Origin of the sequence: Pseudomonas sp. BN414, assembly GCF_029871275.1 — a bacterium.
Classification (GTDB): domain Bacteria; phylum Pseudomonadota; class Gammaproteobacteria; order Pseudomonadales; family Pseudomonadaceae; genus Metapseudomonas; species Metapseudomonas resinovorans_C.
Window position 1 is genome coordinate 11,708 of sequence record NZ_SSOL01000057.1, and the last position, 22,359, is coordinate 34,066.

17 protein-coding genes are annotated in these 22,359 nt (G+C 63.4%); 10 read left to right on the plus strand and 7 right to left on the minus strand.

Annotated features, from left to right (window positions below):
- Positions 1-198: 198 nt before the first annotated feature.
- The 4 genes from E8E95_RS11770 to E8E95_RS11785 are packed head-to-tail and all read left to right on the plus strand — an operon-like array spanning position 199 to position 5,325.
- On the plus strand, positions 199-681 hold the full coding sequence (locus E8E95_RS11770) for a formate dehydrogenase subunit gamma (RefSeq protein ID WP_280350233.1): 483 nt from the start codon (positions 199-201) through the stop codon (positions 679-681).
- Positions 675-2,234, plus strand: coding sequence for a formate dehydrogenase beta subunit (locus tag E8E95_RS11775; RefSeq protein WP_280350235.1), 1,560 nt, complete (start codon positions 675-677; stop codon positions 2,232-2,234). Before E8E95_RS11770 ends, E8E95_RS11775 begins: the two co-directional genes overlap by 7 nt.
- Positions 2,231-5,107, plus strand: a complete 2,877-nt coding sequence (gene fdhF / locus E8E95_RS11780) for a formate dehydrogenase subunit alpha (RefSeq protein ID WP_280350237.1) — start codon at positions 2,231-2,233, stop codon at positions 5,105-5,107. Before E8E95_RS11775 ends, fdhF begins: the two co-directional genes overlap by 4 nt.
- Positions 5,104-5,325, plus strand: coding sequence for a formate dehydrogenase subunit delta (locus tag E8E95_RS11785; protein ID WP_077520446.1), 222 nt, complete (start codon positions 5,104-5,106; stop codon positions 5,323-5,325). Before fdhF ends, E8E95_RS11785 begins: the two co-directional genes overlap by 4 nt.
- A 235-nt stretch (positions 5,326-5,560) precedes the next feature.
- Here E8E95_RS11785 and E8E95_RS11790 read toward each other — a convergent pair whose 3' ends face one another.
- Positions 5,561-6,529 (minus strand): GlxA family transcriptional regulator, encoded by a 969-nt coding sequence (locus E8E95_RS11790; RefSeq protein ID WP_280350240.1) that lies wholly within the window; start codon positions 6,527-6,529, stop codon positions 5,561-5,563.
- Positions 6,530-6,752: 223 nt separating this feature from the next.
- Here E8E95_RS11790 and choX point away from each other — a divergent pair, with 223 nt between their 5' ends.
- The 4 genes from choX to E8E95_RS11810 all read left to right on the plus strand — a co-directional run bounded on the left by choX (position 6,753) and on the right by E8E95_RS11810 (position 10,298).
- Entirely contained in the window at positions 6,753-7,691 is a 939-nt protein-coding gene (gene choX / locus E8E95_RS11795; protein WP_280350241.1) for a choline ABC transporter substrate-binding protein, read from the plus strand.
- A 73-nt stretch (positions 7,692-7,764) separates the two neighbouring features.
- Positions 7,765-8,649, plus strand: coding sequence for a 3-keto-5-aminohexanoate cleavage protein (locus E8E95_RS11800; RefSeq protein ID WP_280350243.1), 885 nt, complete (start codon positions 7,765-7,767; stop codon positions 8,647-8,649).
- A 117-nt stretch (positions 8,650-8,766) separates the two neighbouring features.
- Positions 8,767-9,732, plus strand: a complete 966-nt coding sequence (locus E8E95_RS11805) for an L-carnitine dehydrogenase (RefSeq protein WP_280350245.1) — start codon at positions 8,767-8,769, stop codon at positions 9,730-9,732.
- Positions 9,733-9,818: 86 nt separating this feature from the next.
- On the plus strand, positions 9,819-10,298 hold the full coding sequence (locus E8E95_RS11810) for a thioesterase family protein (protein WP_280350247.1): 480 nt from the start codon (positions 9,819-9,821) through the stop codon (positions 10,296-10,298).
- Positions 10,299-10,329: 31 nt separating this feature from the next.
- Here E8E95_RS11810 and E8E95_RS11815 read toward each other — a convergent pair whose 3' ends face one another.
- Complete coding sequence (locus E8E95_RS11815) at positions 10,330-10,962, minus strand: response regulator transcription factor (protein ID WP_280350249.1); 633 nt, start codon at positions 10,960-10,962, stop codon at positions 10,330-10,332.
- A gap of 448 nt (positions 10,963-11,410) precedes the next feature.
- Between E8E95_RS11815 and E8E95_RS11820 the strand changes: the two genes are divergently transcribed.
- Complete coding sequence (locus E8E95_RS11820; protein ID WP_280350251.1) at positions 11,411-15,046, plus strand: transporter substrate-binding domain-containing protein; 3,636 nt, start codon at positions 11,411-11,413, stop codon at positions 15,044-15,046.
- Here E8E95_RS11820 and E8E95_RS11825 read toward each other — a convergent pair.
- The gene (locus tag E8E95_RS11825; protein WP_280350253.1) at positions 15,040-16,236 is read right to left on the minus strand and encodes an EAL domain-containing response regulator; all 1,197 of its coding nucleotides are present in this window, start codon (positions 16,234-16,236) and stop codon (positions 15,040-15,042) included. The genes E8E95_RS11820 and E8E95_RS11825 overlap by 7 nt on opposite strands.
- Before the next feature lie 163 nt (positions 16,237-16,399).
- Between E8E95_RS11825 and E8E95_RS11830 the strand changes: the two genes are divergently transcribed.
- On the plus strand, positions 16,400-17,035 hold the full coding sequence (locus tag E8E95_RS11830; protein ID WP_280350255.1) for a response regulator transcription factor: 636 nt from the start codon (positions 16,400-16,402) through the stop codon (positions 17,033-17,035).
- Positions 17,036-17,046: 11 nt separating this feature from the next.
- On the opposite strand, the gene E8E95_RS11835 is transcribed toward E8E95_RS11830, so the two are convergent.
- From E8E95_RS11835 to E8E95_RS11850, 4 genes are all read right to left on the minus strand, one after another.
- Positions 17,047-19,497 (minus strand): fimbria/pilus outer membrane usher protein, encoded by a 2,451-nt coding sequence (locus E8E95_RS11835; protein ID WP_280350257.1) that lies wholly within the window; start codon positions 19,495-19,497, stop codon positions 17,047-17,049.
- 242 nt (positions 19,498-19,739) lie between these two features.
- Positions 19,740-20,471 carry a molecular chaperone gene (locus tag E8E95_RS11840; RefSeq protein WP_280350259.1) on the minus strand — a complete coding sequence of 244 codons (732 nt, stop codon included), beginning with the start codon at positions 20,469-20,471 and terminating at the stop codon, positions 19,740-19,742.
- 74 nt (positions 20,472-20,545) lie between these two features.
- Positions 20,546-21,115, minus strand: coding sequence for a fimbrial protein (locus E8E95_RS11845; protein ID WP_280350260.1), 570 nt, complete (start codon positions 21,113-21,115; stop codon positions 20,546-20,548).
- A 461-nt stretch (positions 21,116-21,576) separates the two neighbouring features.
- The gene (locus E8E95_RS11850; RefSeq protein WP_280350262.1) at positions 21,577-21,897 is read right to left on the minus strand and encodes a hypothetical protein; all 321 of its coding nucleotides are present in this window, start codon (positions 21,895-21,897) and stop codon (positions 21,577-21,579) included.
- Between the last annotated feature and the right edge of the window lie 462 nt (positions 21,898-22,359).

Sequence of the window (22,359 nt, forward strand, 5' to 3'; positions counted from 1 at the left end):
AGGGTCGCTGGGGTGAAATTTCCGAATGACGGGGATGGCAAGCTCCCCGAATGTCCCGACGAGCGCGCGTAGATGCGCTTCGGGACGCTAGGACGGCCACCACAGGCCACGCTCCGTGACGTGGTGAGTGAGCCGCAGCCGAGACCTCCGGACGATGAACGGCACTGCCCTGTCGTCCGCGAAGCAGAGGAACGCTGTATGCCTGATGAGACGCTTCACCTGCCTCTGATCCATAGCGTGCTGGAGCGCGAGAAGGACACCCCCGGTGCCCTGCTGCCGATCCTTCACGCCATCCAGGAAGGCGCGGGTTACATCCCTGACGTCGCCATTCCCGAAATCGCCCACGCCCTGAACCTCAGCCTGGCTGAGGTGCGTGGGGTGATCAGCTTCTACCACGATTTCCGTACCACACCGCCGGCGCGCCATACCCTGCGCCTGTGCCGTGCCGAGTCCTGCCAGAGCATGGGCGCCGAGCGCCTCGCCGCGCAGTTGCGCGAACAGCTGGAGCTGGATGACCACGGCACCAGTGCCGACGGCCAGATCAGCCTGCGGCCGGTCTACTGCCTGGGCGCCTGCGCTTGTTCGCCCGCTCTGGAGCTGGACGGCCGCCTGCACGCGCGCCTCACCCCCGAGCGCCTGCGTTCCCTGGTGAACGGTTGCCTGGAGGACGGCTCATGCTGACGCTGTACGTCTCCTGTGATTCCGTCGCCCGTGCCGTCGGCGCGGACGATGTGGCAACGGCGCTCGCCCGTGAAGCCGAACAGCGCAAGCTGTTACTGGACATCCGGCGCACCAGTTCCCGTGGCCTCTACTGGCTGGAGCCACTGGTGGAGCTGGACACCGCCGAAGGGCGCCTGGGTTTCGGTCCGGTTGCAGCCGAGGATGTGCCCTCGCTGCTGGAAGCCCTGCAGGGCGAGGCCAGCGGCCATCCGCTAGCCCTTGGGCCGGTGGAGGAGCTGCCCTACCTGAAGAGCCAGCAGCGCCTGCTCTTCGCCCGCGCCGGCATCACCCGGCCGCTGTCCCTGGACGACTACCGCGCTAACGGCGGTTTCGAAGGGCTGACCCGCGCCATAGGCCTGAGCGGCGATGACGTCGTTACCGCCGTGCTGGATTCCGGCCTGCGTGGTCGGGGCGGTGCGGCCTTCCCGGCAGGCATCAAGTGGCGCACTGTGCGTGGCGCCGCCGCCGCGCAGAAGTACGTGGTCTGCAACGCCGACGAAGGCGACTCCGGCACCTTCGCTGACCGCATGCTGATGGAGGGCGACCCCTTCCTGCTGATCGAGGGCATGGCCATCGCCGGCCTCGCCGTCGGTGCCACCATGGGCTACATCTACGTGCGCTCCGAGTACCCGCAGTCGGTGGATAACCTGCGCGCGGCCATCGAGATCGCCCGCGAGGCCGGCTACCTCGGCGCCAACGTCGGTGGCAGCGGCCGGGCCTTCGACCTCGACGTGCGCGTAGGCGCTGGTGCCTATATCTGCGGTGAGGAAACCGCCCTGCTGGATTCGCTGGAAGGCAAGCGCGGCGTGGTCCGTGCCAAGCCACCGCTGCCCGCGCTGCAGGGCCTGTTCGGCCTGCCGACGCTGGTCCACAACGTGCTCACCTTGGCCTCGGTGCCGGTGATTCTCGCCCGTGGCGCGCAGTTCTACCGGGACTTCGGCATGGGTCGCTCGCTGGGCACCATGCCCTTCCAGCTGGCTGGCAACATCCGCCACGGCGGTCTGGTGGAACGTGCCTTCGGCCTGACCCTGCGTGAGCTGGTGGAAGGCTATGGCGCCGGCACTGCCAGTGGCCGCCCGCTGAAGGCCGCGCAGGTGGGCGGCCCGCTGGGTGCCTGGGTGCCGCCGTCGCAATTCGATACGCCGCTGGACTACGAGGCCTTCGCCGCCATGGGCGCGATGCTCGGTCACGGTGGCGTAGTGGTCGCCGACGACACGCTGGACATGGCCCATATGGCCCGTTTCGCCCTGGAGTTCTGCGCCGAGGAGTCCTGCGGCAAGTGCACGCCATGCCGCATCGGTTCGACGCGCGGCGTGGAAGTGGTGGACCGACTGATCGCCGCCACCGATGTCACCGCCCGCGAAGAGCAGGCCCTGCTCCTCAGGGACCTCTGCGACACCATGACGTACGGCTCGCTCTGCGCCCTGGGTGGCATGACCGCCTTCCCGGTGACCAGCGCGCTCAAGCACTTCCCTGCCGACTTCGGTCTTGAGCCCGTGGAGGCCGACCAATGATCAACATCTTCGATCCCTCCAGCGATGTCGACCTGGGCACCCCGGCCCGCGAAAGCGAGGTGCAGGTCAGCCTGAGCATCGACGGTCGTGAGATCAGTGTGCCGGCCGGCACCTCGGTCATGCGTGCCGCCGCACTGCTCGGCACCACCATTCCCAAGCTGTGCGCCACCGACAGCCTGGAAGCCTTCGGTTCCTGCCGCATGTGCCTGGTCGAGATCGATGGCATGCGTGGCTATCCGGCCTCCTGCACCACTCCGGTGACCGAAGGCATGGTGGTCCACACCCAGACTCCCAAGCTCGCCACCCTGCGTCGCAATGTGATGGAGCTGTACATCTCGGACCACCCGTTGGATTGCCTGACCTGCTCGGCCAACGGCAACTGCGAGCTGCAGACCGTCGCCGGCCAGGTGGGCCTGCGCGAGGTGCGTTACGGCTACGACGGCGCCAATCACCTGGATGAGCAGAAGGACGTCTCCAACCCCTATTTCGACTACGACCCGAGCAAGTGCATCGTCTGCAACCGCTGCGTGCGCGCCTGCGAGGAGACCCAGGGCACCTTCGCCCTGACCATCAGCGGGCGTGGCTTCGAGTCCCGCGTGGCGGCGGCCGGTGGCGAGAACTTCCTCGACTCCGAATGCGTGTCCTGTGGCGCCTGTGTACAGGCCTGCCCGACCGCCACCCTGATGGAAAAGAGCGTGGTCGAACTCGGCCAGCCCGAACGCAGCGTCATCACCACCTGTGCCTACTGCGGCGTGGGTTGCTCGTTCAAAGCCGAAATGAAGGGCGACCAGCTGGTGCGCATGGTTCCGGACAAGAACGGCCAGGCCAACCACGGCCATTCCTGCGTCAAGGGCCGCTTCGCCTGGGGTTATGCGACCCACCCGGACCGCATCACCAAACCGATGATCCGCAAGCACATCGAAGACCCCTGGCAGGAAGTCAGCTGGGAAGAGGCGGTAAACTACGCGGCCAGTGAATTCCGCCGCATCCAGCTCAAGTACGGGCGCGACTCCATCGGTGGCATTACCTCCAGCCGCTGCACCAACGAAGAAACCTACCTGGTGCAGAAGCTGGTGCGCGCCGGCTTCGGCAATAACAACGTCGACACTTGCGCCCGTGTCTGCCACTCGCCCACCGGCTACGGTCTCAAGCAGACCCTCGGGGAGTCCGCTGGCACCCAGAGCTTCGACTCGGTGATGCAGGCCGACGTGGTGCTGGTGATCGGCGCCAATCCCACCGACGCCCACCCGGTGTTCGGCTCCCAGCTCAAACGCCGCCTGCGCGAGGGTGCGCGGCTGATCGTCATCGACCCGCGCCGCATCGATCTGGTGGATTCGCCCCACGCCCGCGCTGAGCTGCACCTGGCGCTGCGTCCGGGGACCAACGTGGCCATGCTCAATGCCCTGGCCCACGTGATCGTCACCGAAGGCCTGGTCAAACAGGACTTCGTCGACGCTCGCTGCGAAGCGACTGACTTCGCCCGCTGGCGCGATTTCGTCAGCCTGCCGGAAAACTCCCCCGAGGCCATGGGGCCGATTTGCGGGGTGTCGCCTGACGACATCCGCGCCGCTGCGCGGCTCTACGCCACCGGCGGCAACGCGGCCATCTACTACGGCCTGGGCGTGACCGAACACAGCCAGGGCAGCACCTCGGTCATGGGTATCGCCAACCTCGCCATGGCCACCGGCAACATCGGCCGCGAGGGCGTCGGCGTGAACCCGTTGCGTGGACAGAACAACGTGCAGGGCTCCTGCGACATGGGTTCCTTCCCCCATGAATTGCCCGGCTATCGCCACGTTTCCAACGACACCGTGCGTGCCCAGTTCGAGCAGGCCTGGGGTGTGACCCTGCAGCCCGATCCGGGCCTGCGCATTCCCAACATGTTCGAGGCGGCGCTTGGCGGCACCTTCAAGGCGCTGTACTGCCAGGGCGAGGACATCGCCCAGAGCGACCCCAATACCCAGCACGTCACTGCCGCCCTGTCGGCAATGGAATGCGTGGTGGTGCAGGACATCTTCCTCAACGAAACCGCGAAGTTCGCCCATGTCTTCCTGCCGGGCAGTTCCTTCCTGGAGAAGGACGGCACTTTCACCAACGCCGAACGGCGCATCTCCCGCGTACGCAAGGTGATGGACCCGCTGGGCGGCAAGGCCGACTGGGAGGCGACGCAGCTGCTGGCCAACGCCCTCGGCTACAAGATGGACTACAAGCACCCGTCTCAGATCATGGACGAGATCGCCAGCCTTACCCCGACCTTCACCCGCGTCAGCTACGCCGAGCTGGATCGTCACGGCAGCCTGCAATGGCCCTGCAACGACGCCGCGCCGGATGGCACGCCGACCATGCACATCGAGGAATTCGTGCGGGGCAAGGGACGCTTCATGCTCACCGGCTACGTGCCTACGGAAGAGAGGGTCAACAATCGCTATCCGCTGCTGTTGACCACCGGCCGCATCCTCAGCCAGTACAACGTCGGCGCCCAGACCCGGCGCACCGACAACGTCGCCTGGCATGAAGAGGACCGACTGGAGATCCACCCGACCGACGCCGAGAGCCGCGGCATCAACGAGGGCGACTGGGTGGGCGTGGGCAGCCGCGCCGGACAGACGGTGCTGCGCGCCAAGGTCAGCGAGCGGGTGGCGCCGGGGGTGGTGTACACCACCTTCCACTTCCCAGAATCGGGGGCCAACGTGATCACCACCGACAACTCCGACTGGGCCACCAACTGCCCGGAGTACAAGGTGACGGCGGTGGAGGTGACGCGGGTCTACCACCCCTCCGAATGGCAAAAACGCTATCAAGAGTTCAGTGACGAACAGCGGCGCCTGCTCAAGGACCGCCGCAGGACCGAAAAAGTCGAGGTACGCCGATGAGCACCGACAACCTGATCAAGATGGCCAACCAGATCGCTCAGTTCTTCGCTTCCGAGCCGGACAAGGAGCAGGCAGTCAAGGGGGTGCGGACGCACCTGCAGAGTTTCTGGACGCCGGCCATGCGCATCGAGCTGATGGCCTGGCAAGTGGAGCACCACGGCGAATGTCTGCACCCCCTGGTGCAGCAGGCGCTGGCGGAGCAGGGAAGGGCTGTGTAGTCGCGGGTTCGCAATTCCTTGTGGGGGCGAATTCATTCGCTTAGGGCAGCGTAGCTGCCCGTCTGCAAGGTCATTGGCAGGACTGCGTCCTGCATAGCGAATGAATTCGCCCCCACAACAAGCTTTGTGGGAGCGATTTCAATCGCGATTGCAGGCCGAAGGCCTGCGTCAGGCGCGTACCCTTGGGCCGCTACGCGGCTTTTCGCGAATGAATTCGCTTTCACAGGTTCTTGGTTCACCCTATCTGGCGAGCAGGTGCCTGATCCGGATGCTCATGCCGGTCCTGGCTCGGGCAGGTGTTGAAGCGCGCACGGTAGGCGCGGGAAAAGTAGGACGAGGACTCGAATCCGCAGGCCAGCGCCACTTCCAGCACGCTCATGTCGGTCTGGCGCAATAGCTGCCGTGCCTTTTCCAGGCGCAGGCCGAGGTAGAAGTTCGACGGCGTTTCCTTCAGGTGCAGGCGGAACAGTCGCTCCAGCTGGCGCGGCGTGACGCTCACCCGTTCGGCCAGCTCCCGTGAACTCAATGGCGCCTCGCTGTGCCGTTGCATCTCGCCGATGACCTGCACCAGCTTCTTGTTGTGCACATTGAAGCGGCTGGCGACCTGCATGCGCTGGTGGTCCTGCTGGGTGCGGATGCGGCCCAGCACGAACTGCTCGGAAACCTGCAGCGCCAGGGCCTCGCCGTGGCTGCGGGCGATGAGGGTGAGCATCAGGTCGAGGCTCGCGGTGCCGCCGGCACTGGTGATGCGTCGTCCGTCGATTTCGAAGAGCTCCTGGGTGACGCTGAGCGCCGGGTAGCGCTCCTGGAAGGCTTCGATGGCTTCCCAGTGCAGGGTGAGGCGTTGCCGACTGAACAGCTCGGCTTCGGCGAGCACAAAGCTGCCGGTGTCGATCCCACCCAACAGCAATCCGTCGTGCTCCGCACGGTTAAGCCAGTGGGCGAGGCGCGGACCGAAGCTGGCGAGCGGATCGAAGCCAGCGACCACGAACAGGCAGTCCCCTTCCGGCGGCGTCTCCAGTCCAGCGTCGACGTTCAGCGACATGCCATTGCTGCCCGCCACCGGGCCCCCGTCCAGGCTGAGTAGCCGCCAGCGGTACAGCTCACCACGAAAGCGGTTGGCCACGCGCAAGGGTTCCACCGCCGACATCAGTCCCATCATCGAGAAGCCAGGCAGCAGGAGGAAGCTGAAAGTCTGGGACATGGTCGGTTTCCGCGCATGGGATAACCCACTAAAAGGGAACGGCCTCAAGAGCGCAAGAAAGGTGGTCGCTCCTGTTCAACAGGTAGTCGTTTTAGTTCGAATCGCAGGTTCGGACGCTGAGTAATTTGTCTCCATCGGGTTGTAGTGGCGCCCGAAAACGGAAGGAGTCGCCCCCGGCTCCTGCACAACAAATACAAACCGTATGGCCGCAAGGGGAGCATCAATGAAACGTCTTACCGCATTCGCTGGTTGCTGTTTGTTCGCCCTCTCCAGTTCCGCCGCATTCGCCGCCGAAGACGCCAGTTGCCAGAAGATCCGCGTGGGCGTGGTCGGCTGGACCGACGTCGTCGCCACCACCGCCGTTGCCAACGAACTGCTCGGCAGCCTGGGGTACCAGACCACCCAGACCCAGGCATCGCAGCAGATCATCTTCGCCGGCATCCAGAAGAAACAGGTCGATGTCTTCCTTGGCTACTGGAAGCCGATCATGGATGACAACATCAAGCCCTTCCTCGAAGCCAAGTCGGTGAAAGTCGCCGCAGAGCCTTCGCTGAACGACGCCATCGCCGTACTCGCCGTTCCCACCTACGCCGCCGATCTGGGCCTGCGCACCTTCGCCGATATCGCGAAGTTCAAGGACCAGCTGGACGGCAAGATCTACGGCATCGAGTCGGGTTCCGGCGCCAATACCGCGATCCAGAAAATGATCGACGCCAATCAGTTCGGCCTGGGCGGCTTCAAGCTGGTGGAGTCCAGCGAGGCGGCCATGCTCACGGCGGTCAAGCGGGCGGTGAAGAACAACAAACCGGTGGTGTTCTTCGGCTGGAAACCGCACCCGATGAACATCCAGATGCCCATCACCTATCTCACCGGTAGCGAGGATGTGTTCGGCCCCAACGATGGCGCCGCCACGGTCTCCACCGTTACCGCTCCGGACTTCGCCCAGCGTTGCCCCAACGCTGATCGCCTGCTGGCCAACCTGCGCTTCACCAGTGCGCAGGAAGCTGAACTGATGCAGCCGATCATGGAGCGTCAGGACCCGGCCAAGGTCGCCCGTGAGTGGCTGAAAGCCAACCCGGAAGTGGTCAAGGGCTGGCTCGCCGGTATCACCACCTTCGACGGCAAGAGCGGCATCGACAGCGCCCTCGCTTCGCTGAAGTAACTCAACGCAACGCCCAGTGCGCGGGCCTGCCCGCGCACGGTTTCCGATCGCCTCGCAGAAGGATGAAACAACCGTGAACTACGAAGTCATCGTCACCTGTGCCGTCACCGGCGCCGGCGATACCGTCGGCAAGCACCCGGCCATTCCCGTCACTCCGAAGGAAATCGCCGCCGCCGCCATCGAAGCCGCCAAGGCCGGCGCCACCGTCGCCCATTGCCATGTGCGCGATCCGAAGACTGGCAAGCCGAGCCGCGATGTGGCGCTGTACCGGGAGCTGGTGGAACGTATCCGCGAGAGCGACACCGACATCATCATCAACCTCACCGCCGGCATGGGCGGTGACCTGGAAATCGGCAAGGGCGAGCAGCCGCTGGAGTTCGGCACCGGCACCGACCTGGTCGGGCCGCTGGAGCGGCTGGCCCATGTGGAAGAGCTGCTGCCGGAAATCTGCACCCTGGACTGCGGCACCCTGAACTTTGGCGACGGCGACTTCATCTACGTCTCCACCCCGGCGCAGCTGCGTGCCGGCGCCAAGCGCATCACTGAGCTGGGCGTGAAAGCTGAACTGGAAATCTTCGACACCGGCCATCTCTGGTTCGCCAAGCAGATGCTCAAGGAAGGCCTGCTGGAAGACCCGCTGTTCCAGATCTGCCTGGGGATTCCGTGGGGCGCGCCGGCCGACACCACCACCATGAAGGCCATGGCCGACAACCTCCCCGCTGGCTGCACCTGGGCCGGCTTCGGCATTGGCCGCTCGCAGATGCCCATGGTCGCCCAGGCCATGCTGTTGGGTGGCAACGTGCGGGTGGGGCTGGAAGACAACATCTGGCTCGACCGCGGCGTGCACGCCAGCAATGGCCAATTGGTCGAGCGGGCCATCGAGATCATCGAACGCCTCGGCGGCCGCGCCCTGACCCCGGCCGAGGGTCGAGAGAAGATGAAGCTCAAGCGCCGCTGACCGTACGAATGTGTAGGAGCGCGCTTGCTCGCGAATGATGCTTCCAGGAGCTTCGCGAGCAAGCTCGCTCCTACAGACTGTTTCCACCCAATTCGATTTGCCTGTCCAGGAGCCACCATGTCCTTCGTCACCCAGATCAAGACCTTCGCCGCCCTCGGCAGCGGCGTCATCGGCAGCGGCTGGATCGCCCGCGCGCTGGCCCACGGACTCTACGTCATCGCCTGGGACCCGGCGCCCGGCGCCGAGGCCGCGTTGCGTGCACGCATCGCCAACGCCTGGCCGTCCCTGCAAAAACAGGGCCTGGCGCCTGGTGCTTCGCAGGAGCGTCTGCGCTTCGTCGCGACCATCGAGGAGTGCGTGCGAAATGCCGACTTCATCCAGGAAAGCGCGCCGGAACGACTGGACCTCAAGCTTGATCTGCACGCGAAGATCAGTGCTGCCGCACGACCGGATGTGATCATCGGTTCCAGCACCTCGGGCTTGCTGCCCAGCGAGTTCTACGCAGACGCCGTGCACCCGGAACGCTGCGTGGTCGGCCACCCGTTCAACCCGGTCTATCTGCTGCCTCTGGTGGAAGTGGTGGGCGGCGAGAAGACCGCGCCGGAGGCCGTCCAGGCGGCCATCGAAATCTACACCGGGCTGGGCATGCGCCCGCTGCACGTGCGCAAGGAAGTGCCGGGCTTCATCGCCGACCGGCTGCTCGAGGCCCTCTGGCGCGAAGCGCTGCACCTGGTGAACGATGGCGTCGCCAGCACCGGCGAAATCGACGATGCCATCCGCTTCGGCGCTGGCTTGCGCTGGTCATTCATGGGCACGTTCCTGACCTACACCCTGGCGGGCGGCAATGCCGGCATGCGGCACTTCATGGCCCAATTCGGCCCGGCGCTGCAATTGCCCTGGACCTACCTGCCGGCGCCGGAATTGACCGACGAACTGATCGACCGGGTAGTGGAAGGCACCTCCGAGCAGCAGGGTTCACGTAGCATTGCCGAGCTGGAACGCTACCGTGACGATTGCCTGTTGGCGGTGCTCGGCGCCATCAAGGAAACCAAGGCCAATCACGGCTTCGCCTTCGCCGACTAACCTCAAACCTTCCCGCCACTCCGTGCTGAACCCCTCTCCCTTCAGGGAGAGGGTTGGGGAGAGGGCGCCTCGCTGGGAGTTTTTGCATGAGTCACGCCCTCACCACCTACCGCACTGCCGTCCTGCCCGACTGGGTGGACTACAACGGCCATCTGCGGGATGCCTTCTACCTGCTGATCTTCAGCTATGCCACCGATGCCCTGATGGACGAGATCGGCCTCGACGAACAGGGTCGCGCCTCCACGGGCCACACGCTGTTCACCTTGGAGTGCCACCTCAACTACCTGGCCGAAGTGAAGCTGGGAGCCGAGGTGGAGGTGCGCACCCAACTGCTCGCCCATGACGCCAAGCGGCTGCATATCCACCACGGGTTGTATCTGGAGGGGGGAGAGGAGTTGCTGGCGGCCAGCGAGCAGATGCTGATGAACGTGGCTGCCGATACATCGCGCTCGGCGGTCTTCGCTGCGCCGGTGGCGGCGAGGGTAGAGGCCGTGTCGGCGGATCATCGCGAACTGCCGCGACCCCTGCATGTGGGGTGTGTGATCGGGCTGCCGCCGCCCCGCTGAGGCGGCTGCATTCTCTTTTGGTGCTCGTCCCTCAGGGGGTGGGCACCACATAGCGGCGGGCGAAGTCGATCAGGTCGACCTGGTTGCGGGTCTTCAGCTTGTCCATCAAACGGAATTTGTAAGTACTGACCGTCTTGTGGCTGATGAACAGCTGCTTGGCGATTTCCTGATTGTTCTTGCCGTTGGCCAGATTCTGCAGGACCGCCAGTTCGCGGTCGGACAGCGTGTCCAGCAGATGGCTGTCGCTGCACTCGCCCCGCTGCGAGGTATCCGGCAGGTGCACCGTGCTGGGAAACAGACTGTACCCGGACAGTACCGAGCGCACAGCCGAGACCAGGCTGACCGCCTGTTCCTGCTTGGACATGTAGCCGGTGGCGCCCGCCTGCAGGCAGCGGTTGGCGTACAGCGAGGCTGGCAGCGAGGTCAGCACCAGCAGTTTGAGGTTGGCGTCCATGCTGCTGAGTCGGCCCAGGACTTCCAGGCCGTCGAGCTTGGGGATGGCGATATCCAGTATCACCAGATCGGGTCGCAGCGAACGCGCCATGCTCAGGCCTTCCACGCCGCTTTCGGTCTCACCGATCACTTCATAGTCCTCTCGCTCCAGCAGTACGCGAGTTGCAAATCGGATCATGGACTGATTGTCGATCAGCAGTACCTTGTTCATCTGTTGGTTCTCCATGTCAGGTTTCCAATGAGTACGGAGCGCTCACAGGCCTTCGGGAATTGCCGTTGAGAATGGGGGCTATCGAAGATGTGGATGGCCACGCCGGCCCATTGAGATGGGGGTTCGTTTCGATCGGCGTGAGAATGCCAAGTTGGCTTTAACGGAAATCCTATTCAGAATCTCGGCAACTTATCCTTCAGACCGATCTGATAACTTCGTACTAACTTTCATCTGTTTCTGAGATTTGCCCGTACTGTTTCGGGTGTCCCAAGTAGCAGGTGAATGTTCAGGAGCGGAAGTATATTGGCGGTTTGTCTTTTGATTGGACGTTTAGGAAGTTTCCTACAGAGTCTGTAGGCAGACTTCTTGGCGTGTAGGTCGCCCCGAAAAAATTGCCCTCTTTCAACTAATGTTCTGTTCATTCAATTCTGCGAGGCGGACCGGCCAGGTGACCCGTAATTTCCTTTCCAGAGCAGTCCTGCACTTCTTCTGGCTTCTCATGGTGGGGACTGCCTACGCTGGCGAGGACGCTCGCCCACTGACCCTTTCCAGCCAACTGGTGGTCGATCAGCAGGAACTGTTGATCAGCGAGGAAGACTGGCACTGGCTACGGCAGAAGCGCGAACTGGTGCTGGGCGTCACGGGTGGAGAGTTCGCGCCCCTGGAAATCATCGGGCGTGATGGCGGCTACGAAGGCATCGCGGCCGACGCCGTGGCACTGGTCCAGCAATTGCTCGGCATGCAGATCAAGCTGCGTCGGTACCCCGACCGGCCGGCCCTGCTGCAGGCCCTGGTCGCCGGCGAGATCGACCTGCTGATTGGGGATGGCCAGGACGGTGCCGGCCAGAGCGTCGTTCGCAGCGTGCCCATAGCGACTGATCGGCTGGCGCTGTTCCGCCGCTATGACGACCAGCGCGACTTCCCGCAGGACCTCGCTGGCGTCACCGTCGCCCTGGTGCCGGGGCATGACCAGGCACTCGGCCAGCGCTATCCCGGTGCGCGGCAGGTGGTTGCCCGGTCGGTGGAGGATGGCTTGGCGGCGGTTGCGTTCGGGGAAGCCGATCTGCTGCTGGGCGACTTGCTACCGGTCTACTACCAGCTCAATCGCAACTTCTATGGCATGGCCAGGTTCGATCGCTTCGTCGACCAGCCGGATGTCGGCGTCGCGTTCATCGTTCGGGAGCAAGACCAGCGCCTGTTGCGCGGCCTCGACGCGTCCCTGAGGGCGGTGGGCCGGGCGCGCCTTGACGAGATATCCCGGCGCTGGATGGGCATTGGTGTGATTCCCGTGCGCGACCTGCAGCCGCTCACACCCGAGGAAGCGCGCTGGACGCAATCCCATCCGGTTGTGCGCCTGGTGATCGATGACGACAAGGCACCGCTGGCTTACTTCGACGACAGCGGGCAGCTACGTGGCGTTGTGGCGGACCTGCTGGAAATGGTCTCGGTGCGCACGGGGCTGCGTTTCGAAGCAGTCAGCCATACCGGTGGCCCCGCCCGCCAACTCGAAGATCTGGAAGACGGTGACGCGGACCTGACTATCCTGACGCCGAGCAAGGAACGGGAAAGCCAGTTGCGCTTCACCCGGCCGATCTCTGCCAGCCCCTTCGTACTGGTGGCGCATATGGGCGAAGGGGGTCAAGTCGCGCCGATCGGGGAGAGGGGCCAGCGCCTCGCCCTGAGCCGCGGCAACGTGGCCCGCGAGCAAGTCCGGCAGATCTATCCCGAGATGCAGTTTATCGAAGCCGCCTCCTCTCTGGACGCCATGAATATGGTGCGTTCCGGCGAAGCGGACTTCGCGTTGGTGGCGATGCCGGTGGCGCAGTACTACACCGTGCCCCTGTTCGAAAACAGCCTGAAGATCGCGGCACTGCCGCCCATCGACCCGGCGCATGCCAACTTCGCCGTGCGCCGCGCCGATACCGAGTTGTACTCGATCATCGAAAAGGCCCTGGCCAGCATTTCTCCGGACGAACTGGACGCAGCATCGAATCGTTGGCGCGGTAGCCGGGCCATGAGCCCACAGATCTGGCGCGACTACAGCGCGCTGATTCAGCGCATCCTCATCGGTGCGTCCCTGCTGCTGCTGCTGGTGCTCGCCTGGGTCCTGCACCTGCGTCGCGAAGTGCGGCGGCGGCAGACGGCCGAGCGCCAGCTCAGCGACGAGCTGCGCTTCATCGAAACCCTGACCGACAGCATGCCGCCGCCGCTTTATGTGCGAGATACCGAAGGGCGGCTATTGTCGTGCAACCGCAGCTATTCGACGAGCCTGGGGCTGGAAGCGGAACAGGTGCGCGGCCTCACTCCGATGGAACTGCCTGGAGACGTTTTCGAGGCTGCGCCGGAGTTCCATCGGCTCTACCTCCAGGCGATGGCGGAAGGGCGGATGATCAAGGGCGTCCACCACGTTCTTCTCGGTGGCAAGAGCCTGTGGATCGATCACTGGATCCAACCCTTCCAGGACTCCACCGGCAAGGTCAAAGGCGTGATCTGCGGCTGGCTCGACATCACCGAGCACCGTCATCTGGTGCAGGAGCTGGAATCGGCGAAGAACCTGGCGGACGAGGCCAGCCGGGCCAAGACCACCTTCCTCGCGACCATGAGCCACGAAATCCGCACGCCGATGAACGCGGTGATCGGCATCCTCGAGCTGGCGCTGAAGCGTGCCGCCGACCAGCCCATCGACCGCACCAGCATTGAAGTGGCCTACGGCTCGGCCCGCAGCCTGCTGGCGCTGCTCGGTGACATCCTCGACATCGCCCGTATCGAATCGGGCCGGCTCAGCCTGGCACCGCAGCGGGCCAACCTGCGCGAACTGGTGGAATCGGTGGCACGGGTGTTCGATGGGCTGGCACGGCAGAAGCGTCTGAGCCTGCTGCTGGATATCGATTCCAGTATCCAGGGCGACGTCCTGGTGGACTCCCTGCGCTTCAAGCAGATCCTTTCCAACCTGGTCAGCAACGCGATCAAGTTCACCCGCGAGGGCAGTGTTCGCGTGCACATCCGCGGTGAGGCGCTGGAAGGTGAGATGCTGCGCGTCCACCTGGGGGTCGAGGACACGGGCATCGGTATCTCGCTGGAGGAGCAAGGCCGGCTGTTCCGCCCCTTCGCCCAGGTGGAGCGCGGCAAGCAGCAGACCGAGGGCGCGGGCCTGGGACTGGTGATCAGCCGCTCTCTCTGCGAAATGATGGGTGGCCGGCTGAACCTGACCAGTACGCCTGGCCAGGGCACGCGAATCGACCTGGAGCTGCGCCTGCACCGCCTCGAACCGGTCGAGGAGCCGGCGTTGCCCTCGCCCGATCGCGTACAGCAGCGCCGCAGGTTGCGGGTGCTGGTGGTGGATGATCATCCGGTGAACCGGCAAATCCTCGCCCAGCAACTGGCCTACCTGGGACACGAAGTGGTCGCGGTGGAGAATGGCGTGGAGGCCCTTGCCGCCTGGCGCGCCTATCCATTCGATGTGATCGCCACCGATTGCCACATGCCGCTCATGAATGGCGCCAGCCTCGCTCAAGCGATCCGCGCCGAAGAACGCCAGGGGCCGCGTGCGCCGGTCCTGATTCTCGGCCTGACGGCCGATGCCCAGCCGGATGAAATCGAGCGGGGCCTGCAAGCTGGCATGGACGACTGCCTGATCAAACCCATCGGTCTCGACCTGTTGGAAGAGAAACTCTGGGGGGCGTCGGGAGGCGAAGTCGTGGGCGACACGGCTCCAGCGGAGGAAACCAAAGGTGAAGCGTTGTTCGACCTGTCTCCCCTGGCACCGCTTACTGGCGGTGATACGGTTCTGATTCGCAATCTGGTGAACGAATTGCTGGAGACCAATCGGCGGGATCTGGAGCCCTTGGCTGAACTGGCCGGGAGGAATGATGCGCCTGCCCTGGCTGAACTCGCCCACCGCCTCAAGGGCGCCGCACGTGTGATCCGCGCGGAACCGCTGATCGACGCCTGCAATGAACTCGAACAGGCATGCAAGCTACCGGCGCCGCAACCCTCGGACCTGCGCGCGGGTGCGGAGGGGCTGCGGCGGGCGATGCTGGAGCTGGAGAGTGCGTTGCTGGCGGAGCTGGCCCGGAATCAGTGACGTCCGGGGTGCAAATGATCGGCCAGCAGCGCCCGGAAGCTGCTGCGATCCAGCGGCCGTGCGAAGAGGAAACCCTGTGCCACCTTGCAGCCGAGCGAAAGCAGGCGCTCGCGTTGCTCGGTGGTTTCCACGCCTTCCACCACCAGCGTCAGGTCCATGGCCTCGGCCATGGCGACCGCGCCGCGGATGACCGCCCCGCTGCGCGGCTGGTTATTCAGCTTGCGGACGAATGTCGCGTCCAGCTTGACCTCGCTGAAGGGCAGTTCACACAAGCGATCCAGCGACGAGTAGCCGGCGCCGAAGTCATCCATCGCCAGTCCACAGCCCATCAGGCGCAGACGGACCAGGCTTTCCAGGCTGGCGGCTGGCGCTTCCAGCAGGCCGGTTTCGGTGAGTTCGAACGTCAGTCCGGAGCCTGGCAGCCCAGCCAACTCCAAGGCCTGGCCAACGCGCTCGGCGATATCGAGATTGCCCAGCTGTCGTGGGTGGAGATTGAAGGCGAGGTTCACCTGCTGTCCGCTGCGGCCGAGTTCCTGTTGCAGTTCCAGGCCTTGCTCGACGAGCTGCCAGAATAGTCGATCGATCAGGCCGTGATCCTCAATGGCTGGCAGGAAATGGCCAGGCGACAACACGCCTCGGTCTGGATGGCGCCAGCGGGCGAGGACTTCAGCACCCTGGAGCTCACCGGTCCTCATGCACACCTTCGGCTGGAAATACGGTTCGAACTCACCCTGTTCCAGGCCTCTGAGGATTTCCTCCAGAGAAGGCGGCGCATTCGTCGTCGCGAGGGCTTCGGGCAGCGTTGGAAGGGCCGTATGGCGCTTGATCAGGTCGGCAGCACGCTGCATGTCGAAGGGCTTGCCGAGGTCGCCGAGGAAATCCAGGCCAAGGCAACGGATCATCGCGGTGATCGCCTGGCGCAGCTCTGGCTCCACCTCGCTGCTGAGAATCACCGAACGGATGACGCCGGCCTGGCTGGCGTGACGGAGAAAGGCGGCACCATCCATGCCAGACATACGCAGGTCGCAGAGGGCGATGTCGACTCCGCCGGAGGCTTCGAGCAAGGACAGGGCGCTGGCGCCGTCCGCCGCTTCGTGGATCTTCTCGAGCCCCAGTTGCCGAAGGGCGGTTACCGCGATCAGGCGCTGGAATGGTTCGTCTTCCAGCACCAGAATGCTCAAGTTCTTCATGGTGGGCTCGACAGCGGTTGGGATAACGGCCAAGTTACCTAGGGACACGCGCCCCCAGCTAGGCGACGCGTCCTAGGTGGTTGTAGGAAATTTCATCGGTGGTCGGCTTCGGCCAAGTTCGGGTGCAGCGTCATGGATGCCTGGCCCCTTTTTTGAGGTTGCAATGAGAAGTGCCCTGATCGTCGACGATCATCCAGTGATCCGTATGGCTGTCCGCATGTTGCTGGAGCACAACGGGATGGAGGTCGTTGGCGAGGCTGACAATGGCGTCGATGCCTTGCAGCTGATTCGTCAGCACGAGCCGGATATCGTCATTCTGGACATTGGCATCCCGCGCCTTGATGGTCTCAATGTCATCTCGCGAATCCAGGCGCTGGGGCTCGACAGTCATGTCCTGGTGCTAACTTCGCAGTCGGCAGAGGGCTTTTCCCAGCGTTGTCTCCAGGCGGGGGCAAAGGGCTTCGTCAGCAAGGAAGAGGACCTGCAGAACCTGCTGACGGCCATCAACGCCATCAACGCCGGATTCACCGTGTTCCCGTCCATTGCGATGAACGGCAGCCAGGCACCGGCGTTGAGCGAAAGCGAGCTGATGGGGCGGCTGTCCAACCAGGAACTGATGGTCTTGCAGTACCTGGCGACCGGGCTTTCCAACAAGGAAATTGGCGAGCGTATGCTGCTCAGCAACAAGACCATCAGTACCTACAAGACCCGCATCCAGCAGAAGCTCAACCTCGGGTCCTTGCTGGAGCTGATAGAGTTCGCCCGGCGCAATGACCTTGCCGAGCGACCCGAGGGCTGACCTTTCGCCCCTCAGTTCTGGCAGCTGAGGCGATAGCGTTGGTAGTTGCTGGACTTGTCCTGCGGCGGTAACGCATAGGCGGCGGAACACTGCTTGCCGCTCCACTTGATGGTTAGCGTGGCCTGTTCTTCTTCGACCAGGGCCAGTGCCCTGCCGCTCGGATCGGAGATGGCAAGCTGCTTGCCGTTGGCATCTTCCAGCGAAGCGCCGAATGGGATGGGTTGGCCCAGGCTGTCGAACAGCTCGAACTGGACACGTTGCCCCTTCTTCCCTTCGTAACGGGCCAACACTATGGCCCCGCGGCGCGGCACGATCTGCTGCGTGGCATTGTCGATCTCGATATCGCCGCCGAGGTTGCGTGTATCCAGGGTGATCCAGTTGGTCCGGTAGGGCTGGGCGTTCGGCACCACGGCGTAGCCGTTGTATCCGGTGCTGACCCCGGTGAAGTTGCTGACGCCGACACCCGAGATTTCGGGCACTTCCACCAGTGCGAAGGTTTCACCCACCGGTTGGCCCAGGTTGATGCCGCCCGCGTGGGCGACGACGGAGCCGGACAGGGTGAGGTTCTCCGAACTGTAGTTGCGTCCCTTGCCGTAGCCCAGGCTGATCTCCGCAAGCGAGGTGCGGCTGTTCAGGTTGACCGAGCCCGAGCTACCCCCGCTGCTGCTCTTGCTGCCTTGCACTGAGTAGGAGGTGTCGCCGTCTTCGGACAGGTAGCCGTGTACGCCGACCTGCGTGTTGTCGCCGCTGTCCTGGTGGGTGTTCGAGAGGTAGGCGCGTGGCGCCCGTGGCTGCGAGCCCAGAGGGAAGGACACGGACAGGTGTAGCTGGGTGTCGTCGTTCGACGGGCCGGTGGTACCGATGTTGCGGGTCTGGCTCACGCTGAAGTTGTAGCTGACGTCGCGCCAGCCATTGGAGTAGCCGGCGGAGAGGCTGCGCGAGCCGCCGCGATTCCAGTAACGCTCGTCGCTGGCATTGATGTAGACGTTGCCGTACTTGCGCTGGCCAAGGGTTTGGTTGACGGTCAGGTCGGTACGGGTCTTCGAGCGACCACTCGTGCTCGGCACGCCCAGGGAGAGTTCTTGAACATGGTCGGAGAGCGTCCGGTACCCTTCGGTGGAGTAGCGATAGGCCGCCAGGGTGAAGCTGGTGTCGGTACCGGTGAAGGTCTTCGCGTACAGCGCACGCAGGCTGTTGCCTCGGGCGGAGAGCCCGCGAACCCGGCTGGCCGAGTGGGTAACGTCGACCGACATTGCACCGATCGAGGTATTTCGCCCGGCACCGAGCGATACGGCATTGAAGTCCTGGGTGGCCTGGGTGCCAGCAATGGCAGTGAGGTTGCTGTTGAGGCCATAGGCAGCAGTCGCACTCACGAGTGCCGGTTTTTTGAGATCGTCACTGTTGCTGTTGAACTCGCCTGCAGAAACGCTGTAGTTCAGCTGGCCTTCGCGGACCATGGTCGGCAGGCTTGAAAAGGCCTGCAGGCTCACGCGCCGACGCCCGTCGGCCTCGATGATAGTGATCTCCAGGTCGCCGTTGGAGCCGGTGGGGAAGATGTCGTTGATCTCGAACGGACCCGGCGCCACGGTCGTGGAGTAGAGGATGTAGTCGTTCTGGCGAATCTCCACGGTTGCGTTGGTTTCCGCAACGCCGCGGATGACCGGCGCGTAGCCACGCTCGCTATCCGCCCGCATGGCTTCATCGGAGGCCAGCTTGATGCCGCGGTAGCGCACGCTGTCGAAAAGTTGGGCGTCGGAATAGATCTCGCCCAGGGTGAGCTGCCCCTTGAGACTGGTGACGTCGCGCTGCAGATAAGTGCGGTTGCTGGTGAAGGTGCTTGGCCGATCTGTGCCTGTGCGGAAGTTCGACTCGTTGCGCAGGCGCCAGGCACCCAGGTTGATCCCGTTGCGCAGGCCCAGGTTGTTGAACATCCGCCGGCCGTAATCGTCCCGGTTCCGGTTGGTGTTGAACTGGTAGTTGACGAAGGCGGCGGAGACGCCGTTGTCCCACAGCGCCGGGTCAACGTAGCCGCGCCGGCCCTGGAGCATCGCGATCTGCGGAATGCTGGCGTACAGGCGCAGGCGAGTCGAATCGTAGCGTAGCGTGGCCTGGTCGATCAGTGTCGGCAGGTCGTAACAGGTGGCGGCCGTGTCGGGATCGACCACGCCTTGTTCCACCAGCTTTGCCAGGTCGATGCCCAGCAGATGGAGGAGCTCGATATTCAGGCAGGGTTCGACGATGCCCGTCTGCTGATTGCGCAGAAAGTCGATGTCCTTGCGCCCGACCAGTACCTCGTTGCTGTAAAGGTCCACCCGATAGTTGCCAGGCACGACGCTGTTCGCGCGCAGCAGAGACTGCAGGTCAACGGCGGACGGTGCACCTTTGAGGAAGGTCGTGTTGAACGAGGCGACCTGGAGAGCTGCCACCGGTAACGGTTCGGGGGACTTGGCATGCAGCGCCATCGAAGGGAGAGCCAGGGAAATGGCTAGCGCGAGTTTGCTGGGGTGAACCAGAGGGAGCGAAGTTCGGTTGTCCGCGGGCAACCGAGTGCACCGTCCCTCGATGTAACTGGGCCAATTGCTCATTTCTCAATGCCTGCGAGCTGCCCGGCTCACCTCCCCTTAGGAACGAGCGGTGCCATGCGGGAGCGTTCAGCACCCGCCGGAGGTGAGCCAGAGGTTGGGGATAAAGCTCGTTACAGAGCTCAGCTGGACCGCTTTGCCGTGGCTCCAGCGGGACTCCCGACGGAAAGGCTTGCGGAGTAGAGCACCTGGGCTCCGTAGTCGTTGATGCTGGAGAAGGTCAGATCAACGGTTTTCGCAGACGGCAGATTCGGTACGCTGAATACCCGCTCTTCGCCGGGGGCGATCATGGTGGAATCAATTGCCACCGTGTTGCCCAGCTTCACGTCGCCCATGGAGACGTGGTACTTGCTCGGGTTTCGAAGCTTGAGTTCTGTCATGCCGCCATGGCGCGCGAGCTGCCATTGCAGTTCTTCCGGTGCGCGGTGGGCCTCGGTCGTCAGCCCCTCCGGACGGAAGAACAACTTGATTCGCTGGCGTACGGCCAGCTGCAAGATGTTCCGGCCTTCGCTGGTCTGGGGAATCTCCTGGACGTTGAGCCATACCACCGACTCCCGGTCGGTGGGCATGCCCCTGCCTTCGTAGAGAATGCGCAGTAACTGTTGTTCGTTCGCCGGTACGCGCGCCAGCGGAGGCGTCACGGCAAAAGGTGGTGACGTGTCCGAATCCTTGTCGCTGTCGATCCATGACTGAACAAGGACGTCCTTTCCAGTGTTGCGAACGGTGACGCTGGCCTCTTTGCTGGGGCTGTTGAAAACGATACGAGTGGAGCTGAGAGAGATTCCCGCAGATGCGTGGGAAGCCAGCACCAGGCTGAAGGCGCCCAGGCAAGTGGAGATCGTGCGACGGAGCATAGGAATTACCATCATGTACCAGGGAAGTGGCGAGGCCGGATGGCCCCGCCAGGCTTCAAGGATGCCGTTCCTGCTTATTCGTACTGCAGGACGAACGGCAGAGTTGCGTTACCGTCACCGGCAGTGGCGGTTTTCGGGTCGGCAGTGGTGACGTAGGCGGCGGCGAAGCTCAGGGTCGCGTCGCCGCCGATCAGTGCGCTTTCGATCTTGGCGGTAGCAGGCGCGCTCAAGTCGATGACCTGGCCATTGCTGTCCAGGATGGCGATTCCGACGTTCTTGGCGGAGTCGATGCCCGGGTTCAGTTTCAGGACCTTCTTGCCGTCGACCACCCCGGAACCGGACTGGGCTTTGAACAGCATGGCGACCTTGGTGCCTTGGTTGCAGTTGACGTTCAGGTTGAAGTTGCTGGCTCCGATTCGGCCGGCGTTCGGGGCGGTATCGGTGCCGATGTCCTTGATGGCAAGGTTGCCCATGTCGACGAGGATGGCTTTTTCCTTACCGACGGCGCCGTCTACCGTGCAGGCATCGTTGTTGATGAAGCCGGTGAAGTTGATCTGACCGCTGCCCGCGTCGGTACCGGCAAAGGCGGAACCGTTGGCGGCAATGACGGACATCGCGAGGAAAGCCAGGGAGAGCTTTTTCATGTGTTACTCCAGACAAATTGATCACGAAAAGTGGTGCATCGAAATGCCCGGTCAAGATAATCCCTAGTGATAATCGGGAATATCAGATTGGGTTTTTGATTCTGTAAGGAATTACCGATATTGGGGGTAGCCCCTTTCTTGCCGGTGTTTTCAGCGACGATCGTGGTCGTTTCAATGCAGGATGAAAGCCGTGATAAACGGTTGTTTCAGCGCAATGGCATCTTGCGTTCGCAGCTTTCGGAGAGCGGGTTCGAGGTAGCGGCAACGACTTTCCGCTTGAGCGTGAGGGGAGAAGGAAGCAGGCACTTGCTTGGCCGGGGCGATTCGGAGCGGGATCCGCGTGGGGGCATTCGGTCTATGCCAACACTTCGTGATTGAAGGCTGTCTGCTTCCGACGGCAGTTGCCGGTAGCCGTTGCCCCCAGCGGAGGTAGCAGGCGAGGCCCGTGGGGCGTCGTCCTTTCAGTTAAAGGTGACGATCACCACCTTGCCGCGAATCGTGGAACGGGAGCTGCTGGCGACTACATAAGTGCTGATGGAGGACGTATCAGCTATGCCAGCACAGACTCCGTTTGCAGCGGGAACCGCCCCTGCGCTGGCCGGGCTGACGCCACTTATTCGACCTGCATGCCGATTCCAAGTGGCCGTGGAATATTCACACGGCCCCCTCTGAATGCTCCCTACGAAGTGAATGACGCCATGAGTCGTCTTGCCGTCGCTTGCATGAGAAACCGCTGAAAATGCAATCAGCAGCATCGCTATGGGGATAAGAATTTTCTTCATGGCTGAGCCCTCTGTATGACTTAGGGTCAGTAAAGATCAGACGGCTCTGACCTACTAGATCTTGGGGTTTCCGATTTTTTTGTAGGAATTCAGGGTCCGTCTGAAGTCGCTTCGCAGTCTTCGGAGAATTCCGAAGCGGAATGTGTGCTTATCGTCAATTCGTCTGGAACGGGAAATTTCACACAGCCAATTTCCCGTTGGAACTGGAGATCATTGAGGGTTTTGCCGGGCTGGCTGAGTTTCGGAAAGGGTGCTCGCGCGGAGCAAACGGGAATATGGCGGGCAAAAAAAGCCCCCGTCAGGGCCGACATCCCGACGAGGGCGAGGGTGGTCCTTGAGGGGACCTCAGTGTGAGCGTTCGGACCAGGCCTTGAGCAGGCTCGAGGCCAGTCCATAAAGCGTCAGGAGGATGGCGAAGCCGAGGCATACGGACATGGCTGTTCCTCCGCCCGGCGAGGCTGC